A 20,720-nucleotide genomic window follows, 5' to 3' on the forward strand; every position below is an offset into this window, starting at 1 on the left:
GACTCACAACCTCAGATGTCATCACTCACAGTGCCCATCCCACCGGACCTCAGCCCGGCGTGTCGGGCCGGAAACACCGATCTTGGAACAGTCCCGAGGCTGGCGATCAGGGTCAGCCGGAAGATGAACGTTCTGGGATCTTCTTTGATGGTGGCGGCGGTCGAGACTCGTGTGGGCTGTGAGTAGTCGGACACGAGTTCTCCTCAGAGGTCGGCCGGGCCGAAGTTGGGGAGTCCGCATTGATGGGATCGGCATTGATCGTTCATGCGTGATACGCCTTTGAGTTGATGTTCGTGAGCTGACAGCGTCGAACGCAACGGTGTGTATGTGGCGAGCCGTTCGTTGCCGACGCGGATGGGCCGTCTCGATCAAGCTCGGTCGTTGACGTTGCTCGATCCGGCTGTCTCAGTCGGTGTCGCGCCGTGGCTGTGATGGCGCACACAGCTCGCGGTTTCCGATTGACGATATCCTGTGATGTGGGACTTCGTCAACGGTCGAAGTCGACCGACGCTGTCAGGGAAGCAGAGCGCGCGGAAGCCGTGTGGCGGGCGGCCACGGGCATCCACGGACTGGAGCTGCTTGGGTGAACGGATCCCGGTGGTGTGAAGCTCGATGCGTCGACTCGTTGCGCGACAACGGAAGTGACTTCTCTGGTTGGCTCAGGTTGTGCCGAGCAGGCCGGCGGCAAGGTCGGCGATCGTCCCTTGCCTTTGGGGGACTTCAGTCGCGCTGTTGCTCCAGTAGTCGCTCCGAGATCGTGGTCGCTGCCAGCTTGACGGCGAGCACGGCGTGCTCGACGTCGACGTCTCGCCGCACTTGCTCGTCCCAGGCGACACCCACGCTGCCCACCGATGTCTTCTGATCGGTGAGGATGGGCGCTGCGACGCCGTAGACCCCGGGGTTGAACTCGCCCACGGTCAAGGCGTAGCCGTCCTTCTTCATCTTGCCCAAGGTGGCGCGGAATTCGCTCCACGTGCTGCCCAGTCCGGCGGCTTCGATTTCGTTGCGCTGCCGCGGGTAGATGGCTTTCAGGCGGTGATGGGGCAGGTAGGCGAGGATGATCTTCGAGATCGCCCCCTGGAACAGGGGGCGCCGCTGCCCGCGCCTGAACCGGTTCGCCGGGCTCTGCGGAGCTCGGCACTCGCCGACGCACAGGACCGAGTCGCGGAACGCGGTGCACAGCAGAGCCGAGTGCCCGATCTTGTCCACCAGTTCCTCGAGTACGCCTTCGCTGGCCAGGAGCAGCGGGTCGGTCAGGCGCATCTGCAGATCCATCTCGATGATCCGCGGACCGAGGGCGTAGTAGCCGTTGCGCACCGCGCTGATCAGGCCCGCCTCGTGCAGGGTTTTGATGTAGCGGTACCCCGTCGAGCGGGACGTCTCCAGCGCGTCGATGATGTCGGCGGTCGACCAGACGGGCTCTGCTTCGGTGAACAGCTGCAGGATGTGGAGCATCTTGGCGAGGCTGCTCGCGCTGTCCGTGGTCGGTGTCGCGGTCACGATGTGAATAATATCCCGCTATGTGGGATTCTGTCAATTCGTGCCACGGGCCAGCCTTGGTCTCAAACCCATATTACCGCCGCGTCTCGAAGGGCTCGGGACGCGGCCGGGCAACGCGGTGCCCCGCGTTGCCCGGGCCTGCTCAGAACTTGTGCAGCACCGCGCGCAGGAACTCGGTCGGCTCGACGGCCTCGACGGGAACCGGCCCCTCGTTGGCCAAGAACTCGTACCCGGTCTCGGGGCCGTACTTCTCGCCGGCCGCCGACACCTGGCCGTTGATCTGGAACAGGATCTCGATCGAGGGATGCTGACCGGCCTGGTACACCGCGCCGGCGTCCAGGCGCAGGAACCCGATGCGCAGGTCGCGTTCGGTGAAGGTGCCCAGCCACTTCTCCCAGACGTCCGAGTCGCCCTGGGGCAGCCAGTCGTAGGCCTCCGGGTTCATCGCGATGACGTCGGTGTACCGCGGAGTGGCGAACTCGAGCTTGCTTCCCGTGGCATGCTCAAAGATCGCCTGTGAGCCATCCGCGACCTGGGTGACGCCATCGGCGTCCGTGTAGTGGTACTTGCCCTTCTTGAACTCGCCGGTCTTGGCCAGTTCGGCGTTGGTCGCCTCGCGCTGTGCGACGCTCAAGTAGCCGGCTCCGCTCGCGCCACCGCACTGAAGCACCATGGTCCGCAGGCCTTCGGGGCGCTCCTGGGGTCCATAGTGGACACTCTCGGGGAAGTATCCCACCCACCCCTCTTCCAGAACGTCCGTTTCGGTGTAGGGGAGTGCGCCCTGGATCACGTAGCGGATCTGGTCGAAGTTGTGCCGGTGCCGAGGGGTGCGCCAGCCACCGCCGCCGGTGAGACCCATGTTCAGGTCGAAGTTGTTGGGCGAGCCGTCTTCGCCGAACAGCAGGTGCTTCTGGTCGAGCGTCCCCTCGCGCATGGTCCCGACCCGCTCGCTGCCGGTCTCGGCCGCCTTGCCTACGCGCATCTCGTGCTCCTCGAAGTCGATGTCATCCCGTCACCGCAGGACCGGTCACTCGATTGACAATATCCCATATTACAGGATATGTTCAACCCATGACGACGACGCCCTTGACTCACACTCCACATGACTCCGGCGTGCCCGCGTCGGCGCGGGACTTCGACGTCGAAGGGCGGGTGGTCGTCGTGACCGGCGCCGCGCAAGGCATTGGTCGTGAACTGGCCCGCCAGTTCGCCGCGGCCGGCGCCGTCGCCGTGGTCGCCGACCTCGACTTCGCCAAGGCCGAGTCGGTCGTCAAGGAGATCCACGATGCCGGGGGGACCGGTTTGGCCGTCCGGGTGGACGTGGCCGACGAGTCTTCGGTCGCGACGATGGTCGAGTCCGTCATCGACGAGCGCGGCCGGATCGACGTGCTGGTCAACAACGCGTCGATCTTCGCGAGCATCGACAAGGGACCGTTCGATCAGATCTCCGTGGCGCAGTGGGAGCGGGTGCTGAAGGTCAACGTCACCGGCACCTTCCTCTGCGTCCGGGCGGTCGCTGCGCACATGCGCGCGACGGGCTTCGGCCGCATCATCAACATCTCGTCCGATTCGGTGACCCGCGGCACGGCCAACTACCTGCACTACGTCACCTCGAAGTCGGCCGTCATCGGCATGACCAACTCCTTGGCGCGCGAGCTGGGTGGGTACGGGATCACCGTCAACTGCGTGCGGCCGGGCATGGTCGCCACGGAGGTGGAGCGCACCGTGAACCCCACCATCGAGGGCCGTGAGCGCGCGGCGTCGCAGCAGTGCATCCCGCGGGGCATGGTTCCCACCGATCTGGTCGGCATCATGCTTTTCCTGGCCACGCCGGCGTCCGCCTTCATCACCGGCCAGACGATCGCCTGCGACGGCGGCTACACCCACAGCAGCTGACCCCACAGCCTCAGGAGAGTTCACTCATGCGGCAGTACCCGCACCTCTACATCGATGGCCGATGGACGGAACCGCTCGAGCCCCGCGAAGTGGAGTTGGTCGACCCTACCCGCGAAGAAGTCTTCGCCCGGGTGGCCATCGGCGGCGCCGCGGACGCGGATCGCGCGGTCGCCGCGGCCAGGCACGCGTTCGACAGCTTCTCCGAAAGCTCGGTGGCCGAACGGATCGCGGTGATAGACCGCGTCATCGACGTCTACGAGTCCCACGCCGAAGAGTTCTCCGAGCTGATCGCACGGGAGGTCGGGATCCCGGTCGGCAACCGCGCCCAGGTCACCGGCCCGGCCCAGCACATGAGGGTCGCCCGCGACATCGTGCGCGACTACCCCTTCGAGTCGCGTGTCGGCAACGCGATCGTCCGACGCGAGCCGATCGGCGTCTGCGCCCTGATCTCCCCGTGGAACTGGCCGATCCAGACCGGCGTGATCAAGCTCGTCTACGCGCTCGCCGCCGGGTGCACGGTGGTCGCCAAGCCCAGCCTCAACTCCGCCGCCAGCGGCGCGCTCCTGGCCCAGGTGCTGCACGAGGCCGAGGTGCCTCCGGGCGTGTTCAACCTCGTGAACGGCCGCGGCCGCGACGTGGGGGATGTGCTGTCCCGCCACTCCGACGTCGGCATGATCTCCTTCACCGGATCCACCGGCGCGGGCAGGCAGGTCGGAGCCGCCGCCGCGGAAACCGTGAAGCGGGTGTGCCTCGAACTGGGCGGGAAGTCGGCCAACATCGTGCTGCCCGACGCCGACCTCGAACAGGCCGCGCGCTGGAACATCCAGCGTTGCTTCTTCAACGCCGGCCAGTCCTGTCACGCCCCCAGCCGGATGCTGGTGCACGAAAGCCAGGTGGAGCAGGTCGTACCGTTCCTGGTCGACGAGGCACGCCGCTTCCGCCTCGGTGACCCGCTCGACAGCGGGACGACCATGGGCCCGGTCGTCAGTGCCGCCCAGTACAAGTCGATCAGGGAGCACATCCAGAGCGGTCTGGACGAAGGTGCCCACCTCGTCACCGGCGGCCTCGAGCGTCCGGACGGTCTCGACCGGGGCTATTTTGTGCAACCGACGGTCTTCACCGGAGTCACCCCGGACATGCGGATCGCCCGGGAGGAGATCTTCGGCCCCGTCTTGGTCGTCCTTCCGTACCGCGACGAGGACGAGGCCTTGCGCATCGCCAACGATTCGCCCTACGGGCTCGGCGGGTTCGTCTTCGGCGGCGACCGGGCGAACGCCCGCCGCGTCGTGAACGGGTTGCGCGCCGGGCGAATCAGCTACAACGGCGCAGCCACGGACTCCCACGCTCCCATGGGCGGGTACAAGCAGTCCGGCATCGGCCGCTCGATGGGGCGGTTCGGGCTCGAAGAATACCTCGAGGTCAAATCCGTGTACGGGTTCGACGACGAGGCACAGACGTTGCCGACTCTGTTCGGCTGAGACCTTCCAAGTCGAACAGGAGCTTCGAAGAAATGCACGACGAAACCACGCGCCTGCTGCGCAATCCGGTCAAGGAAAAACTCGCCCGGGGCGAGTCCGTGTACTCGATGACCGTCCGGCTCGTGCGGACCGTCGACATCGCCGCCATCGCCCATACGGCGGGGTTCGACTCCGTTTACATCGACCTGGAGCACAGCAGCTTCCCCCTCGAGGCCGCGGGCCAGATCTGCATGGCCTGCAACCACCTGGGCGTCACCCCTCTCGTCCGCGTCCCCGGGCCGGACCCGTCCTTCATCGCCAGGGTCATGGACTCCGGCGCCATGGGGATCGTCGTGCCCGGCGTGCAGTCCGCCGACGAGGCGCGCGCAGCGGTCCGCGCCGTCAAGCACGCGCCCTGGGGTGAGCGGTCTCTGGCGGGTGCAGCGCCGCAGCTGCACTACCGGTCGCTGCCCGCCGAGCAGACCGTCCGCGAGCTCGACCACGCCTCCATGGTGGTGGCGCAGATCGAGTCCCAGGCCGGTCTGGACGCGGCCGACGCCATCGCCGCGGTGGACGGCGTGGACATCCTTCTGGTGGGGGCGAACGATCTCAGCGTTGAGCTGGGTGTCGCCGGGCAGATGGACCACCCCGAGGTGCACGAGGCATTCCTGCGCGTCATCAAAGCTTGCCGGGAACACGGGAAGACCGTGGGCATCGGCGGCCTGGGCGGGCGGCCGGATCTGATCCGGCAGTACCTGGAGCTCGGTGGCGGCTACGTCTCCACCGGCAACGACATCTCGTTCCTCACCGCCGCCGCGGCGCAGAAGCGCAAGCAGTTCGACTGATCCGGCACGCACGAGACAGGGAGCGCACGTGAAAATCTGCGTGTACGGCGCAGGAGCGGTGGGCGGTCACCTCGCGGGACGCCTCGCCGCGGGCCAGGCCGAGGTTTCGCTGATCGCCCGCGGCGAGCAGCTGGCCGCGATCCGGCAGCACGGGCTGCGCGTGGAAACCCGGGACGGAACGCTGGTTTCGCACCCGGTCGCCACCGACCGGCCCGGCGATCTGGAGCCCCAGGACATCGTCATCGTCGCGGTCAAGGCCCCAGCCCTGCCCGGCATCGCCGAGCAGATCGGTTCCTTGCTCGGACCGGAAGGCTTGGCGCTGTTCGTCGTGAACGGCATCCCCTGGTGGTACTTCCACTCGCATGGCGGCACCTGGGACGGCACCCACCTGAGCCGGCTCGATCCTGGGCAGGCGTTGTGGGAGCACGTCGGTCCTCACCGTGCGGTGGGCGCCGTCGCCTACACCGCCTGCAGCGTGCTCGCGCCCGGGGTCGTTCGCGCCGAAAACGCGCGCAACCGCCTGCTCATCGGACGTCCCGACGGCCGGCCCGACAAGAGGCTGGACGCACTGGCCTCGCTGCTGAACCCCACCGGCCTGGAAGTCACCGTCACCCCGAAGATCCGGGACGAGATCTGGACCAAACTGGCCATGAACCTGGTCGGTGGCTCGCTGGCCGTCCTCACCGCGTCGCCCATGAAAGACGTCCTCGACAAGCCCGCGGTGGCCGGAACTGCCAAGGCGATGGCTGCCGAAGGTGCCGCCATCGCTCGTGCCCTGGGTTGCGATCCCGGCGATCCCGCCGCCGGCCTGGACAAGCTGGCGACGTCCGGCCACCTCCAGAGCATCGCGCAAGACCTGCAGGCCGGCCGACCCATGGAGATCGATGCCCTGTTCCGGGTCCCCCTCGACCTCGCCGAACTGACGCGGGTACCGGCGCCGAACCTCGACCTGGTGATCGAGCTCGCCACCCAGCGCGCCCGCGCCACGGGCCAATACTCCGACGACCACGAATAAACGAGCGCGACGAGATCAGGCTCGACTTTTGCTGCAAGCCACTCAATGGAGAGGGCACACACGTGTCGACCAGTAAAGCGGTGCCGCCCGTCATCGACGGATCCCGAGTTACCTCGAGAGTAACGCGCTCGATCCTGCCCGTGGCGTTCTTGCTCTACATGTGCAGTTACATGGATCGCGCGACAATCAGCTACGCGCAGCTCGAGATGTCCTCCGATCTCGGCATCGACCTCGCGACCTACGGCACGGCGGCGGCCATCTTCTTCATCGCCTACGTAGTGCTCGAGGTCCCGAGCAACATGATCATGGCGCGCGTCGGCGCACGTATCTGGCTCTCGCGGATCGCGATCACCTGGGGACTGGTCACCGTGTTGACCGGCTTCGTCTGGGACACGACGAGCTTGTACATCGCGCGGATCGCGCTCGGCATCGCCGAAGCAGGCCTCTTTCCCGGGCTCCTGTTGTTCCTGTCGTTCTGGTTCCTCCAAGAGAACCGGGGGCGGGCGCTTGCGTTCATGGTGTTCGCCCAGCCCGTCGCCCTCATCCTCGGCAGCGCGACCGGCGGGCTCATCCTCCAGCACGCACATTGGTTCGGGCTCGCATCCTGGCAGTGGTGTTCATCCTGCAAGGCGTGCCGCCTGTGCTCGTCGGCATCTACGCGCTGATCTTCCTCGCCGACCGCCCGAGCAAGGCGCGGTGGCTGACGCCGGCGGAGAGCACGTGGCTGGAGGACCGGATCACCGCGGAGAACACCGCGCTTGCCTCGGGTGACGGTCAGCCGGACCACCGTCTGAGCACAGCATTGCGCGCGTTCCGGAATCCGCGGGTCATCGCGCTCTCCACCGTCGCCTTCCTCGCCAGTATCGGCAACTATGGGATGGCGTTCTTCCTCCCGCAGGTCGTGCAGCAGATGAATCCCGACTATTCGCAGACCAACATCGGTTTCGTCGGTGCCCTGCCCTACATCTGCGCGGCGGTCGCGATGCTGCTGGTCGGCCGCGCCTCCGATCGGTCGAAGGATCGGCGCCTCATCGTCATGGCCTGTCTGGCCGTCGGGGTCGCCGGCCTCGTGGCCACGGTGCTGTTCCGCCACATGGCATTGCTCGGCGCGGTCAGCCTGTGCTTCCTGGCGATCGGGATCGTCTCGTACAGCCCGCCGATGTGGGCCTACGTCACCGAGATGCTCGACAAGAACCAGCGGGTCGTCGTCCTCGCCATCATGACGTCGATCGCCTCGTTCGCCGGTTTCGTCGGTCCGCTGCTCATCGGCATGGTGGCAAGCAAGGACAACATCGCCTTCGGGCTCGTCATCCCGGCCACCTGCCTCGCCCTCGCGATCGTCCTCCTCGCGTTGGTGCGCCCGCGGAAGGGCAGCGCAGCAGTGGCAGTCACCGAATTGCCCGCAGCGTAAGGAGTTCTGGAATGACGACACCGTCCACGATCTCGAGGGAACTCGCCGAGTTCGTCTCCCGGACCACGTTCGACCAGCTCCCGCGGGACGTCGTCCACGAGACGAAGCGCATCCTGCTCGACGTCATCGGATGTGCGCTCGGGTCGGGTGGGCTGGAGAAGGGACGCATCGCGGTCGACTTCGCCCGGCTCACCGGCGGGCGCTCGGAGTCGACGATCCTCGGGACCGCGGACAAGGTACCTGCCGCTCTCGCCGCCTTCGCGAACGCCGAGCTGATCCACGCGACCGACCACTGTCCCATCCTGCCCCCGGCGCACATCTCGCCCTATGTCACTTCGCCCGCCCTGGCGGTGGCGGAGGCAGAGCGGGCTCCTGGTGCGGCTCTCGTGCTCGGGGTCGCAGTCGCACACGAGGTCGCCTCGCGCGTCGGCCTCTCCCTCGACTCCATGCGGATCGCGACCGGTGGGATCGCGCCGACCTGGGGACTGAGCTTCGACGCGTTCGGTGCGGCGGCGGGAGCCGCCAAGATCTTCGACCTCTCGACGACCGCGACGACGGATGCGCTCGGGCTCGCCGGCTACCTCGCGCCGGTGCCGTCGCACAACAAGTTCCTCTCCACGCCCGAGGGCGGGGGCATGGCCAAGTACGGCCCGGCGGGCTGGACCTCGCAAGGAGGCGTGACGGCCGCCGTCCTCGCCAAGCTGGGATACCAGGGCGACCGGACCGTCCTGGACGGCGAGCACGGCTTCGCCGCGATGGCCGGGTCCTCGCAGTTCCACACCGCGGCGATCACCGAGGCCCTCGGCACCCGGTGGAACCTCCTCCGCGTCATGTACAAGCGCTGGCCGTGCGCGGGCAATCTCCAGGCGCCGCTGGGCGCTTTCACCAAGCTCATCGAGGACCACGGCCTGGCCGCGCACGAGATCGACGCCGTCCACGTCGAGAACGAGGCTTTCGCGCTCCAGCCACGCTTCCTGTTCGACCAGCTCCGCCACAACGTCGACACCCAGACGAACCTCGCGTACAACCTCGCGATGGCGGCGCACCTGATCCCGGTGTCCTCCGCCTGGCAGAGCCGCGGCAACCGGGAGAACCCGAGCGTCCGCGAGTTCATGCGAAAGGTGACGATTGAGGCCAATCCGCGGGCCGAGGAAACGCGCCACCAGGAGCTCGTGGTGGAGGGTCGGGAGTACATCGAACGCCGGCCGTGCCTCGTCCGGGTTCGGGCCCGCGGTACGGAGTTCAGCCAGGCCGCGGACTACGCGTACTGGCTGACGATCGAGAACGAGCGGTACCGCGCGAGCGACGACGATCTCGTCAGGAAGTTCCGCGCCAACGCGAGCGCGTGCCTGTCGCCCGCGGCGATCGACCGAGCCGCCGAGCGGATCCTCAGCCTGGAGAAGGTGGATGACGTCTCGGAGCTGTTCGCCGATCTCGTCCCTGCCGACACGCGGTCCTGAGAGCCACCCATGCGCTCGGCGAGGAATCCGCCGAGCACATGGGCAGGTGCACCACCTTCAGGTGCTGACGCGTGCCGACGGCGAAGCTTCCCGACCGACGGCGACCCAGAGTCGATCTTGCCTGCGGTCGCGCCGAGCCGGCCGCAATCAACCGTTGCCGGCCAGCCTGCGAAGGATCGACGTGGTGAGCCGACGCGTGGCGTCCGCGCGGGCTTCGGTGAGTGCTGCGACGTCGTCGCCTGCCTCGCGTGCGGGGGCGAGCCCCGCGTCGAGCGCATCGAGGACGGCTCCGCGCAGCTCGGTGTTGACGTTCACCTTGCCGATGCCCGCAGATCCGGCGCGCACGAGGTCCTCTTGCGGCAGCCCGGAAGCACCGTGCAGGACCAGCGGAACCGGCGAAACGGCGCGGATCAATGCCAGCCGGGACCGGTCGATCAGCGGGCGGCCTCGATAGCGCCCGTGGACGTTGCCGACGGCGACCGCCAGAAGGTCACATCCGGAGCGCTCGACGAATTCGGCAACCTCCCCGGGATCGGTCATGCCCGCGGCGTCGGGGTCGATGGCGATAGCGCGATCCTCATCGCCCGCGATGCTTCCCAGTTCGGCTTCGATCGTGATGTCCGGACCGCTCAGCTCGCGAATCGTCCGCACGAAGGCCGCGTTGTCCGCCGGAGGGAGCTTGGAGCCGTCGGCGAGGACGGCATCGACACCCGCGCCGAGGGCGGCCTCGATGAGGTGCGGGTCGGTGGCGTGGTCGAGTTGGACCGACACCGGCACGGCCGCGGAGTCCGCGATCGCGCGCATGGCGCGAATGGTGCGAAGACCCTCGGTGGCGGCGGGCAGGCGTGGCGGCACCAGCACGACGACGGGCAGGCCGGCTGTCTCGGCAGCTTCGACGACGGAGACGGCGGTCGAGGCGCCGTAGCAGGTGATCGCCGGGACGGCCGCACACCTGGCCAGCCTCTCACGCACGATCTGGTGAAGTGCGGCCCTCATGCGGCCGGTACGCGAACGTCGAGAGCGTCGAGGACGCGGCTGAGCGTATCCGGTCCGCCGACGTTGCCGGGAACGACGACGTAGAGGACTTCTCGCCCATCACGGGCGCGCATCCGCCATACCGAGACACCGGGAAGGACCTGCCCGAGGACAAGTGCCGAGGTCGCACCGATACCCGTACGGGCCACCTCAGCGGACGTGATGCCACCTTTCGCGACGACGACCCCGACTTCGGGGAGAAGGGAGCTGACCGCCGTGGTGAGGGCTGCCATGACGCGCTCGCCGTGCGAGAGGGTGTTGTGCTGGGACGAGCGTTCGCGCTCCGTCGCGAGGATGACGACCGGTTCTCCGGCGAACGTCCGACGTGCCGCCGCGGCTGTCTCGAGTCCCGCGTCGACGGGAGCGTCGAGCGCCGCGGTCGTGTCGACGACGGCGGGAGCGCCCCAAGCTGCGATGACCTGCGAGAGCTGCGCGGTCGCCCCCCGCGTGTGCGAGCCGCAGACAAGCAGGACACGCTCGGATCGGTCGGCTAGTGGCGCGGGGAGCAGTCCGTCGCTCGTGACGCCGGCGATCTCGGCGGCCAGAGGCGCCGCCGAACGCACTACGATACGACGGCCGCCCGCCGTGGCGGCGTCCACAGCGCGCGCGATGGCGGAAATGTCTTCGGCATCCACAGCGTCCGGGACGACCACGGCGGCCGCAGGCGCCTCGGCGAGAACCCGGGCGAGTTCCCCGGCCCGGACCTGCTCGAGCGCGACCGGAATCCCCAGCCGTCCGGACTTCTCCGCGACGTAGTCGGCCAGCACGCCGGTCGAGAAGCCGAACACCGGGTCGTCGGCGTACTCGGTCTCGTGGGCAGGAAGATTCCGTTCGCCGACGCGGACGTAGTGCACGCCTCCGTTCGTGGTGCGACCCCCTTCGGGGAATGCCGGAACGAAGAGCATGACGGCGTCGCCACCCAGAAAGACCTCCGACTCCGCGAAGACGTGCCCGCGCAAGGTCGAGTCGCCGCGGAGGACGAAGCGAACCTGCTCGCCCAGACGTGTCGCCGCCTCCTCGGCGTTCACCCTGATGCTCCGAACCAGGGCTACCGCTTCCTCTTCGGGAAGCGCGCGGCTGTTGGTCTGCACGTAGACCGCGTCGGCCTCCTGCAGGGCGGCGACGAGCTGGTCCACCCCGGCTTCGAACAGCACGGTCACCCCGGTGGCCGACTGAGTGCCGGTGGGGTCGTCATCGAGGACAACGGTCTTCATGAGGTCTTTCCTTGTCTTGGTGGCTGTCTGACCCGGACCCGTCAGGCGGGAAGCTCGGCGACGCGACGAGCGAGGTACTCGACGCCGATTCGCGGGCTCGACAGGACGGTCAGATGGGTCTTTTCCTGGAGAACTCCGGCGAGCCGGGACATCGAGGCCTGCGCGAGGACGATGAGGTCCACCTTGTCCGCGAGATCAGCGGCCTGCTCGACGACGATGGCATCGTGCTTGTCGCGGTCACCGGACATGAGCGCCGAGAACGCTCCTTCGCACAGTCGTCGCTCGAGGGTGACGCTGCGCCCGATCTCGGCGGCTTTGGCTTCGATCAAATCCGAGGTCGGGCCGAGTGTCGTGGGCACCGTCGCCAACACGCCGATACGCGCTCCTTCGCCGGCGGCCCGCAGAGCCATCGCCTCGTCGATCTTCACCACGGGCGTGCGGACGCTCTGAGCCGCCGCGGTCACGGCCGGGCCCAGCGATGAGCACGCCGAGAAGATGATGTCGGCACCCGCCGCTTCCGCGGCTTGCGCGAGGTGCTTCATCCTGGCCTCGCTTTCCGGCGAGATCCCTTGCTCACGATTGACGGTGGCCAGGACGTCGGAGTCGACGAAATGAATGACTTCGGCATCGGGGACCAGTTCGGCGATGAGATCGTTGATCACCGGCTCCACGGAAACGAACACGAAGCTGGTGTGCAGGATGGCGATCTTCTTCGGCACGGTGAATCACGTCTTTCTTGTCGATGTCGGAATTTCCGGCTAATGGAAGGTGCGGCCACCGTCCGCGGCGAGCGCGGCACCGGTCACGTAGGACGACTCGTCGCTCGTGAGGAACAGGATGACCTGGGCGATCTCCGAAGGGTCGGCGAGCCGCTTCAGGGCGTAGTGCACGGCGTTGTCGCGATGCCCGTCGGCCATGGCCGTGTCGACCATGCCCGGGCAGACGCTGTTGACGCGGACTCCGGGAGCGAGTTCGGCGGCCAGCGCCCGGGTGAGCGCGACGATGCCGCCCTTCGACGCCGCGTAGGCGGTGTAACCCGGCGAGTTGGGCAGCAAACCCTGACCGGATGCCATGTTCACGACGGTCGACCCGGGTGCCTGCTGCAGCCACGGGAGGCAGGCACGGGTCACGAGGTACGTGCCGGTGAGGTTGACGTCCAGGACTCGGCGCCAGTCTTCGGCGGGCACGTCACCCACCAACCCGCGGTACATGATCCCCGCGCTGTTGACCACTCCGTCGATGCCGCCCAGCGCCGAGGCGGCTCTGCCGGCAGCCAACGCCACGTCCTCTTCGTCGGTGATGTCCAAGGGGAAGGCGGTGGCCCCGGTGTCAGCGGCGGTGGCGGCGAGGCCGTCGGCATCACGATCGAACAGGGCGAGAGTGGCGCCTTCGTGCGCGAAACGGTGCGCGACCGCGCGCCCGATGCCAGCGGCGGCGCCGGTGACGACGATGCGCCGGCCTTCCAGGCGCCGTGCCGACGGCTGCTGCCGCTCCGGTGAGGAAGTGTCTGATGCGGTGCTCAAGGGCGGACTCCTGCGAAACGATTGCTGGGAAGGTGATGTAGCGGGCGGTTGCGGAGCGCTCGACGCCGTCGACGGTCAGGCACGGACGTTCAGCGCATGATGAACGGGTTGACTGGCGGCCCGTCGTCGGTGGAAATGACAACGCTTCTGGTCTCGAGGTACTCGTCGATGGCTTCGATTCCGTGTTCACGTCCCAGCCCGGAACGTTTGGTGCCCCCGAAGGGGACCATGTAGCTGTAGCTGCGGTAGGTGTTGACCCACACGGTGCCGACGTGGAGTGCCTTCGACAGGCGGAGGGCGCGGGGAATGCTCGTGGTCCAGACGCCGGCGACCAGGCCGTACGGAATCTCGTTGGCGAGCTTGACCGCTTCGCTCTCGTCCTCGAATTCGATGACCGAGAGAATGGGCCCGAACACCTCTTCCTGGGCGATGCGCATGTCGTTGCGGACGTCGACCAGGATGGTCGGCTCCACGAACTGCCCGGCCCCCAGATCCGGGCCGTCGGCGGGCTTGCCGCCGAGGACGCACCGGGCACCGTCGGCGCGCGCGATGTCCAGGTAGTCGAGGACCTTCTGATATTGCGGAGGTGTCGAGATGGGACCGACGTTGGTGTGCGGGTCGCGAGGATCACCCAGGCGGATGTCGGAGGCCAACTCGATGAGCTTCGAGAGGAGCTTGTCCTTGACCGCGGCATGGACGAGGAGACGGGACCCGGCAGCGCACATCTGCCCGGCCGCGCCGAAGATGCCGGACATGACACCGGCGGCGGCCAGGTCGAGGTCGGCGTCTTCGAAGACGATCGTCGGTGACTTGCCGCCGAGTTCGAGGGCGACGCGCTTCAACGACTTCGCCGCGCTTTGGTAGATCCGGATTCCGGTGGCGTCGGATCCGGTGAACGCGATCTTGGCGACGTCGGGGTGGTCGACCAGAGCGGAGCCGACGTCCCCGCCCAGTCCCGTCACGACGTTGAACACCCCTTCCGGGAGGCCGGCCTGCTCGACGAGACGTGCGAGCTCGAGGGTCGTCGCGGAGGCGAATTCGGACGGTTTCACCACAACAGCGCATCCCGCCGCCATGGCCGGAGCGGCCTTGACGGTCGCGAACCAGAGCGGCGAGTTCCATGCGGTGAGAGCCGCGACGACCCCGATCGGCTCCCGGGTGGTGAAGGCGAAAGCGTGGGCCTTCTCGGTGGGGATAGTCGCACCTTGGATCTTGTCGGCGAGGCCGGCGTAGTAGTGCCAGCACTCGGCGACGGAGGTGATCTGGCCTTGCACCTCGGCGAGGAGCTTGCCGTTGTCCCGCACCTCGATGCCCGCGAGCCGGTCCGCGTTCTCCGTGATGAGGTCCGCGACGGCACGCAAGAGCCGTCCGCGTCCCGACGCGGACAGGGCCGCCCACCTGCCGGTGGTCATGGCCCTCCGGGCCGCGTCGACAGCGCGGTCCGCGTCCGCCGCGGTTCCGGCCGGGATGCTCGCCCACACCGCACCGCTGTAGGGGTCCGTGCAGTCGAGCCGCTGCCGCCCGGCAGCATCGATCCATTGGCCGTCGATGTACATCTGGTCCTGCTGCACTGACTCTCCCTTGTTGTTCACGACGATGCCGCCCGCGACGCGCGGCTGACCGCCTACTGCGCGCTTCGAGCAGGAGCGCTTTGCGCACCACTGCCATGAGCGACAGGCGCTATACCGTGGAGAACGCCCATCTTCTCGAACAGCGCGTAGATGTGATCCGCGTACTTCCCGAAGTCGGGCGAACCGGTGAGCGAGATGGGCCGGGGCCTCGGCAGGTCCACCGTGATCTCCTCGATGATCTCACCGGGACTGGGGCTCATGACGAAGATCCGGTCGGAAAGCCCGACCGCCTCCTCGACGCTGTGGGTGATGAAGAGAACCGTGGGCTTGTTCCGCAGCCAAAGCGACTCCAGGTCGGACCTCACCTGGAGACGCGTCAGGGCGTCCAGTGCGCCGAACGGTTCGTCCAACATCAAGACCGGTGGCTCGTGGACGATGGTGCGGATGAGGGAAACCCGCTGCCGCATTCCGCCCGACATCTGTCGCGGGTACTTGTCCGTCGCCTTCTCGAGGTGAAGCTGCCGGAACAGATCGACGGCCCTGGTGCGCAGCAGGTCCTTGTCGATGTGGCGGATGTCCGCTTGCAGTAGGACGTTGTCCAACGCCGTCCGGAAGTCCAGCAGCAGATGGTCCTGGAACGCGATGCCGACGTCGGTGAACGCCGTTGTCACCGCACGGTCGCCGATTTCGATGAGGCCCGAAGACCTCGGCAGCAGTCCGGCCACCATCAACATCAGCGTGCTCTTGCCGCATCCCGAGGGCCCGACGATCGAGACGAACTCGCCCGGCTTGATCTCCATCGAGACGGGCTTGAGCGCCTCGAACTCTTGGGCAGAGCCATGTCCGTAGACCTTTGTGACGCCTTGGATGGAGATGGACCTGCCCGTTGTCGCTCCGGCCACTGTATCCTTCACGATTTTCCCTTTTCCGACGGCGTTCAGTTGCAAGGCTTCAGCGCGCTTTGCGGCGGAAGGTAGTCGTAGGACACGAACGTTTTCGGGTCGGGAGCGTTCGTCACGAGCTTCGCGCGCTGGAGGAGGGAAACAGTCTGCTGCCACCGCTCCGGGGACGTGAGTCCGATGTACTTCGCGCTGCCTGCGCACAGGAGCGGAAGCAGGACATTCAGTTCCTCTCGCGCGTTGTTCTCGACCGTGTCGGGCGCCAGTTTCTTGATGTCGGCGAGTGCTTCCTGCGGATTGGCCCGCGCATCACTCCACCCTTGCAGGCTGGCGGCGACGACCTTCTTCACGACGTCGCTGTTGTTCGAGGCGTAGCTTTTCGTCGTGAAGATCGAGTGTGCCGCGGCGTTGACGCCGTTCTGGCCGAACGGGAAGTCGGTGAACTTCGTTCCTTGGGCCGCGAGGGCGACGTGGGAGTCCTGTCCGCCGACGATCGCGTCGACCCGGCCGGCGATGAGCGAGGGCACCATCGATTCGAACGGCATGGTGGTGATCTTCACATCGTTTTCGGTCAGCCCCCGGGACTGCAGGAAGATGGGGAAGAGGAAGGAGTATGCGCCGCCTGGCGGGACGGCGACCGATTTGCCCTTGAGGTCGGCGATGGTCTTGATTCCGGAGGAGTCGAGGACCTGCATGGCCGTGTTGGTTTCCTGGTTGATGGTCGCGACCACGAGCAACGGCGCGCCCTGCTGGACCGCCTGGGTGATCGCCACGGAATCCGCGATGCCCATGTCCGCCTTGCCGGTGGAGACCAGTTGCACCGCGGTGCCGGACCCCTTGCCAGGAGTGATGGACAGGTTCAGCCCGTCGTTCTGGTACAGGTGCTTGTCCTGCGCGACGGCGAAGCCGGCGGTCGAAGGCGACCAGGACCAATGCAGTTGGAACGTTTCCCCCGGCCCGCCGCTTCCCGCCTGCGACGAACCTCCACCGCAGGCGCTGAGGAGCAGGAGAGAAGCGACGCTCAGCGTCGAAGTTACCGCTGTCTTGATGTTCATGGTTCGGCCTACCTCTATTTCTTTCCCTGGTTCTTTTGGTGACGCTCCCAGGGGGTCAGCCACCACTCGAGTGCCTCGATCAGATAGTTGATGGCGATACCGATCACGGTGAGGACCACGAGGATCGCGAAGATGTAAGTGGTGTCCAGCTGCGATCCGGCTCGCAGGAGTGCGTAACCGAGGCCCTCGTTGGACCCGAGGAACTCCGCGACCAGCGCGCCGGTGATGGCGATCGTCGCGCACGTCTTGATGCCGGAGAAGATGATGGGGAGGGCGGCGGGCATCCGGAGTCGCCAGAACGTCTGCATCTTCGAGGCCCCCATGGAGCGGGTCAGGTACAGGAGCCTGTCGTCCAGGCTGACGAAACCGGCGATGCTCGACATGAGCAGCGGGAAGAACGCGATGAGGACGACCAGGCTGACCTTCGTCTGGACGCTGAAGCCCAACCAGACGAGGAGAAGGGGAGCGATGGCGATCTTGGGCACGAGCTGCATCAGCATGACGACGGGGTAGATCGTCCGCTTGGCCACCTTCGAAAGCGCGATGACGAGGCCGGCCGGGATGCTGATCACGAGACACAGCAGCAGGCCGATTCCGAGCGCCTGCAAGGTGGGTACCGCCTGCGTGAGCAGGTTGTCCCGCTCGGCGAACATTCGATCGAGAACCGCCAGCGGGCCGGGCAGCAGATAGGACGGGACGTCGAACACTTCCACGATCGCGGCCCAGAGCAGGACGATGATCACGAAAGTCATGAGCGGCAGCGCGGCCCAGCCGACCGACGCGAGCGTCTGCCTCCTGCCCCGGCCACGCCGGGACTCCGAGGAAAGAATGTCCTTCGTCGTCACTGTGGTCCCCGCGCCGGGCCTGGTCGTCTCGACCGGGGGGCTTGTGTTGGCCATTGAACGATCTCCATTGATAGACGAGCTGTGGGCGGCGCACTCGGCCGGGAGCGGTGAGGTTCAGCCTCGGGAGTCATCCGGTCGAGGGGTGTGGGACGAGCCGACCGGCGCGGGGCTGGAAGCCGCGGCGGGAGCGTCCTCGGCGTCGCCGTCCGGGGAAATCTGCGCCAGCGCCTCGCGAGAGGTGTCCACCCCGGCGAAGGCGTTGAGCAGGGTGATGACGATGTACATGCCCGAGACGGCCAGGATCACGCCGACGACGCCATAACTGTTGAACAGCCACAGGACGAGGAAGGGGGAGAAGATCAGGCAGATGCGGCCGACGGTCTGCGCGAAGCCGCCGCCGCGGAAGCGGAAAGCGGTCGGGAAGAACTCCGGAGTCGTTCCCAGCCCCAGGGTGAGGAACGAAGCGACCGTGGCCACCAGGACGAAGCCGATGGCGATGACCAGCGCGGGCGCTTTCATGAACGGGTAGAGGCCGGCGAAGATTGCCGCGAGCGTCCCGAACATCACGATGCTGCGGCTCCGCCCGAGGCGGTCAACGATGAACATGCACAGCAGCGGTCCCGCGACGTAGCCCGCCATGATGGCCGCGTTGAACCCGAGGGACTTCGACACGGTCATGCCCTGCTTCACAAAAAACGTGGGCATCCAGCCGGTGACGGCGTAAGAGCCGAACAGGCAGGTGACGGTCAAGATCAGGGCCATCAAGGTCCGCCGGATGACCGGGCGGGAGAACAGCACGGTGACCGGCACCCACTCGGCCTTCTCGTCCGCTGCGCCGGCCGCCTGGGGCGCGACCGGAGCCGGGCTGCCCGTCGGATTGGTGACGCCGGACTCCCTCTCGATGCTCCGGATGACGGCTTCGGCTTCGCCGTGCCGCCCGCGCGACTCCAGCCAACGCGGGGACTCCGGCATCCCGCGGCGCAGCCACCAGGCGATCAGCGAGCCCACGCCGCCGATGACGAACATCCCGCGCCAGGAGAACGCGGGGATGACCACCCAGCCGAGGATCGACGACAGGGAAACGCCGAGCCCGCCGAAGATCCCGAGCAGGCCCAGGTACCGGCCGCGACGGCGACGCGGGATGAATTCGGTGATCATGCCGTAGCAGATGACGTACTCGGCCCCCAGGCCGATGCTCATCACGCCGCGCAGGGCGATGAGCACCGGCATCGACGGTGCCATCGCCGCGAGCAGGGCCAGGCCCCCGAACAGTGCCAGACTGAACTGGAAGGCGAAGGCACGCCCCACCCGATCGCTGAGCCAGCCGGCGAAAGCTGCTCCGATCGCGAGGCCGGCGAACGTCACCGACAAGAAGAGCGAGTTCAGCTCGAGTGTCGAGAAGCCGGTGGGCAGCATCGATGCCAGCACCGCGGCGGAAAGCGTGTTGTCGAACGAGTCGAAGAACATGCCGAGGCCGACCAGGAGCGCCAAGCGACGATGGAACTTGCCGATCGGAAGGTTGTCGAGCCTCAGGCCCGCGCTGGCGTTCGTGGTCATCGGCCGGCACCTCCGAGCCGCGCCGGGGCCGACGCGGAGCCGGGACCGGTGACGGTCGGCCGGGCTGGATGTGCGGTTCCGCATGGGTTCGATCGACATTGTCCGGTCATGCGTCTGACTACCTTTGGCTTGGTGTTCGGTGCGCAACGGCGCGAACACGACGGTGTGTTGGTGAGCAGCCCTTCTTGGCGGTTGGACCGTCTCGTTCTCGATCAAGATGAACTGCCGGCACCGCCTCGACGCGGTGGCGCGACCTGGCGGTGGTTCGGCAGCGACGGCGCACGGCTCCTCGCGGCGGTGCTTGACGATATCCTGTATTATGGGACATCGTCAATAGTCGAGGCTCCGCCGACGGCGTCTCGATTGAGGAGCGTTGAACGTGAAAGCTGTTCTCTTCCTGGGTGAAGGCAAGCTCGACGTCCGCGAGCTGCCCGACCCGGTGCCCGGTCCGGACGAAGTCGTCATCCGGATGAAGGCCTCCGGCATGTGCGGGAGCGACCTCAACCACCTCCACGGCCCGCCGCGCACCGCAACCGAGCTGGTGATCGAAGGGCACGAGCCGTGTGGGGTCGTCGAGCTCGTCGGTGACGCCGTGCGGCCCAGCGAGGCCAAAGTCGGCGACCGCGTGATGGTCCACCACTACGACGGGTGCCGTACCTGCCGGTACTGCCGGTCGGGCTGGACGCAGTACTGCCCGAAGGCGCGCACGGTGTACGGCGGGCTGGACGGCGACGGTGGCCACGCGGACTTCATGAAGGTTCCCGCGCACACGCTCATCAGGTTGCCCGACTCGCTCTCGTTCAAGACCGGTGCAGCCATCTCTTGTGGCACCGGGACCGCCTTCGGGGCGATCAAGCGGGTCGGCCTATCCGCCGACGACACCGTGGCAGTATTCGGGCAGGGGCCCGTGGGCTTGAGCTGCACCATGCTGGCCAAGGCTTTCGGTGCTCGGGTCATCGCGATCGACGTCGAGCCCTCTCGGCTGGCGATGGCCGAACGTTTCGGCGCCGACCACGTCGTCGACGCCCGGGAGCAGGACTCCGTGGCCGCTGTTCGTGCACTGACCCGCGACGGCGAAGGCGCGGACAAGTCGATCGAGTGCAGTGCCAACGCCGCGGTGCGGCAGCAGTCGGTCCAAGCGCTCCGGCGCTGGGGAACCGCGTGCATGGTCGGCGTCTTAGGCAAGGTCGAGCTGGACAGCGAGGAACTCATTCAGCTGCAGAAGACCGTTGTGGGAACGCTTACCTTCAGCAAGAACCTGCAGGAGGAATGCGCTCTGTTCGTGGCCGAGCGCGGTCTGGACGTGGAGTCGCTGTTCACGAACGAGTTCCGGCTGGACGAGGCGGAGCACGCCTACGAGCTGTTCGACCAGCGCCGGATCGGCAAAGGCGTCTTCCTCTTCGACTGACCGCTTGCCGAACGCCACGTGAGAGGGAA

Annotated in this window: 19 protein-coding genes; 8 read left to right on the forward strand and 11 right to left on the reverse strand. The window is 67.1% G+C overall.

Annotation, left to right across the window (positions count from 1 at the left end; all coding sequences use genetic code 11):
- Positions 1 to 720: 720 nt before the first annotated feature.
- Together AB0M59_RS47210 and AB0M59_RS47215 are read right to left on the reverse strand one after the other, a co-directional pair.
- Positions 721 to 1,500, reverse strand: a complete 780-nt coding sequence (locus AB0M59_RS47210; RefSeq protein WP_364628831.1) for an IclR family transcriptional regulator — start codon at positions 1,498 to 1,500, stop codon at positions 721 to 723.
- Between the two features lie 142 nt (positions 1,501 to 1,642).
- Entirely contained in the window at positions 1,643 to 2,482 is an 840-nt protein-coding gene (locus AB0M59_RS47215) for a hypothetical protein (protein ID WP_364628834.1), read from the reverse strand.
- A gap of 89 nt (positions 2,483 to 2,571) precedes the next feature.
- On the opposite strand from AB0M59_RS47215, the gene AB0M59_RS47220 reads away from it, so the two are divergent.
- From AB0M59_RS47220 to AB0M59_RS47250, 7 genes are all read left to right on the forward strand, one after another.
- Positions 2,572 to 3,396, forward strand: a complete 825-nt coding sequence (locus AB0M59_RS47220) for an SDR family oxidoreductase (protein WP_364628836.1) — start codon at positions 2,572 to 2,574, stop codon at positions 3,394 to 3,396.
- A gap of 26 nt (positions 3,397 to 3,422) precedes the next feature.
- Positions 3,423 to 4,874: an aldehyde dehydrogenase family protein gene (locus AB0M59_RS47225; protein ID WP_364628838.1), complete on the forward strand. Its 1,452-nt coding sequence runs from the start codon at positions 3,423 to 3,425 to the stop codon at positions 4,872 to 4,874.
- A gap of 32 nt (positions 4,875 to 4,906) precedes the next feature.
- A complete protein-coding gene (locus tag AB0M59_RS47230) occupies positions 4,907 to 5,698 on the forward strand; it encodes an aldolase/citrate lyase family protein (protein ID WP_364628841.1) in 792 nt (263 codons plus the stop codon).
- A 28-nt stretch (positions 5,699 to 5,726) separates the two neighbouring features.
- The gene (locus AB0M59_RS47235) at positions 5,727 to 6,713 is read left to right on the forward strand and encodes a 2-dehydropantoate 2-reductase (protein ID WP_364628844.1); all 987 of its coding nucleotides are present in this window, start codon (positions 5,727 to 5,729) and stop codon (positions 6,711 to 6,713) included.
- Between the two features lie 62 nt (positions 6,714 to 6,775).
- Positions 6,776 to 7,378 (forward strand): MFS transporter, encoded by a 603-nt coding sequence (locus AB0M59_RS47240; RefSeq protein WP_364628847.1) that lies wholly within the window; start codon positions 6,776 to 6,778, stop codon positions 7,376 to 7,378.
- Complete coding sequence (locus tag AB0M59_RS47245) at positions 7,324 to 8,124, forward strand: MFS transporter (RefSeq protein ID WP_364628849.1); 801 nt, start codon at positions 7,324 to 7,326, stop codon at positions 8,122 to 8,124. The genes AB0M59_RS47240 and AB0M59_RS47245 overlap by 55 nt, the downstream gene beginning before the upstream one ends.
- A gap of 11 nt (positions 8,125 to 8,135) precedes the next feature.
- Positions 8,136 to 9,584 carry an MmgE/PrpD family protein gene (locus tag AB0M59_RS47250; protein WP_364628851.1) on the forward strand — a complete coding sequence of 483 codons (1,449 nt, stop codon included), beginning with the start codon at positions 8,136 to 8,138 and terminating at the stop codon, positions 9,582 to 9,584.
- Between the two features lie 147 nt (positions 9,585 to 9,731).
- Here AB0M59_RS47250 and AB0M59_RS47255 read toward each other — a convergent pair whose 3' ends face one another.
- The 9 genes from AB0M59_RS47255 to AB0M59_RS47295 form a co-directional block, all read right to left on the reverse strand.
- Positions 9,732 to 10,580 carry a class II fructose-bisphosphate aldolase gene (locus AB0M59_RS47255; RefSeq protein ID WP_364628854.1) on the reverse strand — a complete coding sequence of 283 codons (849 nt, stop codon included), beginning with the start codon at positions 10,578 to 10,580 and terminating at the stop codon, positions 9,732 to 9,734.
- A complete protein-coding gene (locus AB0M59_RS47260; RefSeq protein WP_364628856.1) occupies positions 10,577 to 11,833 on the reverse strand; it encodes a four-carbon acid sugar kinase family protein in 1,257 nt (418 codons plus the stop codon). The genes AB0M59_RS47255 and AB0M59_RS47260 overlap by 4 nt, the downstream gene beginning before the upstream one ends.
- Positions 11,834 to 11,874: 41 nt before the next feature.
- Entirely contained in the window at positions 11,875 to 12,552 is a 678-nt protein-coding gene (locus tag AB0M59_RS47265) for an aspartate/glutamate racemase family protein (RefSeq protein ID WP_364628858.1), read from the reverse strand.
- A gap of 39 nt (positions 12,553 to 12,591) precedes the next feature.
- Positions 12,592 to 13,356 (reverse strand): SDR family NAD(P)-dependent oxidoreductase, encoded by a 765-nt coding sequence (locus AB0M59_RS47270; RefSeq protein WP_364628861.1) that lies wholly within the window; start codon positions 13,354 to 13,356, stop codon positions 12,592 to 12,594.
- A gap of 89 nt (positions 13,357 to 13,445) precedes the next feature.
- Positions 13,446 to 14,927, reverse strand: a complete 1,482-nt coding sequence (locus AB0M59_RS47275) for an aldehyde dehydrogenase (protein WP_364628864.1) — start codon at positions 14,925 to 14,927, stop codon at positions 13,446 to 13,448.
- Between the two features lie 53 nt (positions 14,928 to 14,980).
- Entirely contained in the window at positions 14,981 to 15,874 is an 894-nt protein-coding gene (locus AB0M59_RS47280) for an ABC transporter ATP-binding protein (protein ID WP_364628867.1), read from the reverse strand.
- Entirely contained in the window at positions 15,865 to 16,881 is a 1,017-nt protein-coding gene (locus AB0M59_RS47285; protein ID WP_364628870.1) for an ABC transporter substrate-binding protein, read from the reverse strand. Before AB0M59_RS47285 ends, AB0M59_RS47280 begins: the two co-directional genes overlap by 10 nt.
- 14 nt (positions 16,882 to 16,895) lie before the next feature.
- Complete coding sequence (locus AB0M59_RS47290) at positions 16,896 to 17,780, reverse strand: ABC transporter permease (protein ID WP_364628873.1); 885 nt, start codon at positions 17,778 to 17,780, stop codon at positions 16,896 to 16,898.
- Between the two features lie 60 nt (positions 17,781 to 17,840).
- The gene (locus AB0M59_RS47295; protein ID WP_364628876.1) at positions 17,841 to 19,283 is read right to left on the reverse strand and encodes an MFS transporter; all 1,443 of its coding nucleotides are present in this window, start codon (positions 19,281 to 19,283) and stop codon (positions 17,841 to 17,843) included.
- 379 nt (positions 19,284 to 19,662) lie between these two features.
- Here AB0M59_RS47295 and AB0M59_RS47300 point away from each other — a divergent pair, with 379 nt between their 5' ends.
- Positions 19,663 to 20,691, forward strand: a complete 1,029-nt coding sequence (locus AB0M59_RS47300) for a zinc-binding dehydrogenase (protein ID WP_364628879.1) — start codon at positions 19,663 to 19,665, stop codon at positions 20,689 to 20,691.
- Positions 20,692 to 20,720 lie beyond the last annotated feature (29 nt).

Source organism: Amycolatopsis sp. NPDC051371 (genome assembly GCF_040682155.1).
Classification (GTDB): Bacteria; Actinomycetota; Actinomycetes; order Mycobacteriales; family Pseudonocardiaceae; genus Amycolatopsis.

Excerpts from the sequence above, each read along its gene's own strand:
- AB0M59_RS47215 (WP_364628834.1), bottom strand. The coding sequence starts at position 2,482 with ATGCGCGTAGGCAAGGCGGCCGAGACCGGCAGCGAGCGGGTCGGGACC.
- AB0M59_RS47220 (WP_364628836.1), top strand. The coding sequence starts at position 2,572 with ATGACGACGACGCCCTTGACTCACACTCCACATGACTCCGGCGTGCCC.
- AB0M59_RS47225 (WP_364628838.1), top strand. The coding sequence starts at position 3,423 with ATGCGGCAGTACCCGCACCTCTACATCGATGGCCGATGGACGGAACCG.
- AB0M59_RS47230 (WP_364628841.1), top strand. The coding sequence starts at position 4,907 with ATGCACGACGAAACCACGCGCCTGCTGCGCAATCCGGTCAAGGAAAAA.
- AB0M59_RS47250 (WP_364628851.1), top strand. The coding sequence starts at position 8,136 with ATGACGACACCGTCCACGATCTCGAGGGAACTCGCCGAGTTCGTCTCC.
- AB0M59_RS47255 (WP_364628854.1), bottom strand. The coding sequence starts at position 10,580 with ATGAGGGCCGCACTTCACCAGATCGTGCGTGAGAGGCTGGCCAGGTGT.
- AB0M59_RS47260 (WP_364628856.1), bottom strand. The coding sequence starts at position 11,833 with ATGAAGACCGTTGTCCTCGATGACGACCCCACCGGCACTCAGTCGGCC.
- AB0M59_RS47285 (WP_364628870.1), bottom strand. The coding sequence starts at position 16,881 with ATGAACATCAAGACAGCGGTAACTTCGACGCTGAGCGTCGCTTCTCTC.
- AB0M59_RS47290 (WP_364628873.1), bottom strand. The coding sequence starts at position 17,780 with ATGGCCAACACAAGCCCCCCGGTCGAGACGACCAGGCCCGGCGCGGGG.
- AB0M59_RS47295 (WP_364628876.1), bottom strand. The coding sequence starts at position 19,283 with ATGACCACGAACGCCAGCGCGGGCCTGAGGCTCGACAACCTTCCGATC.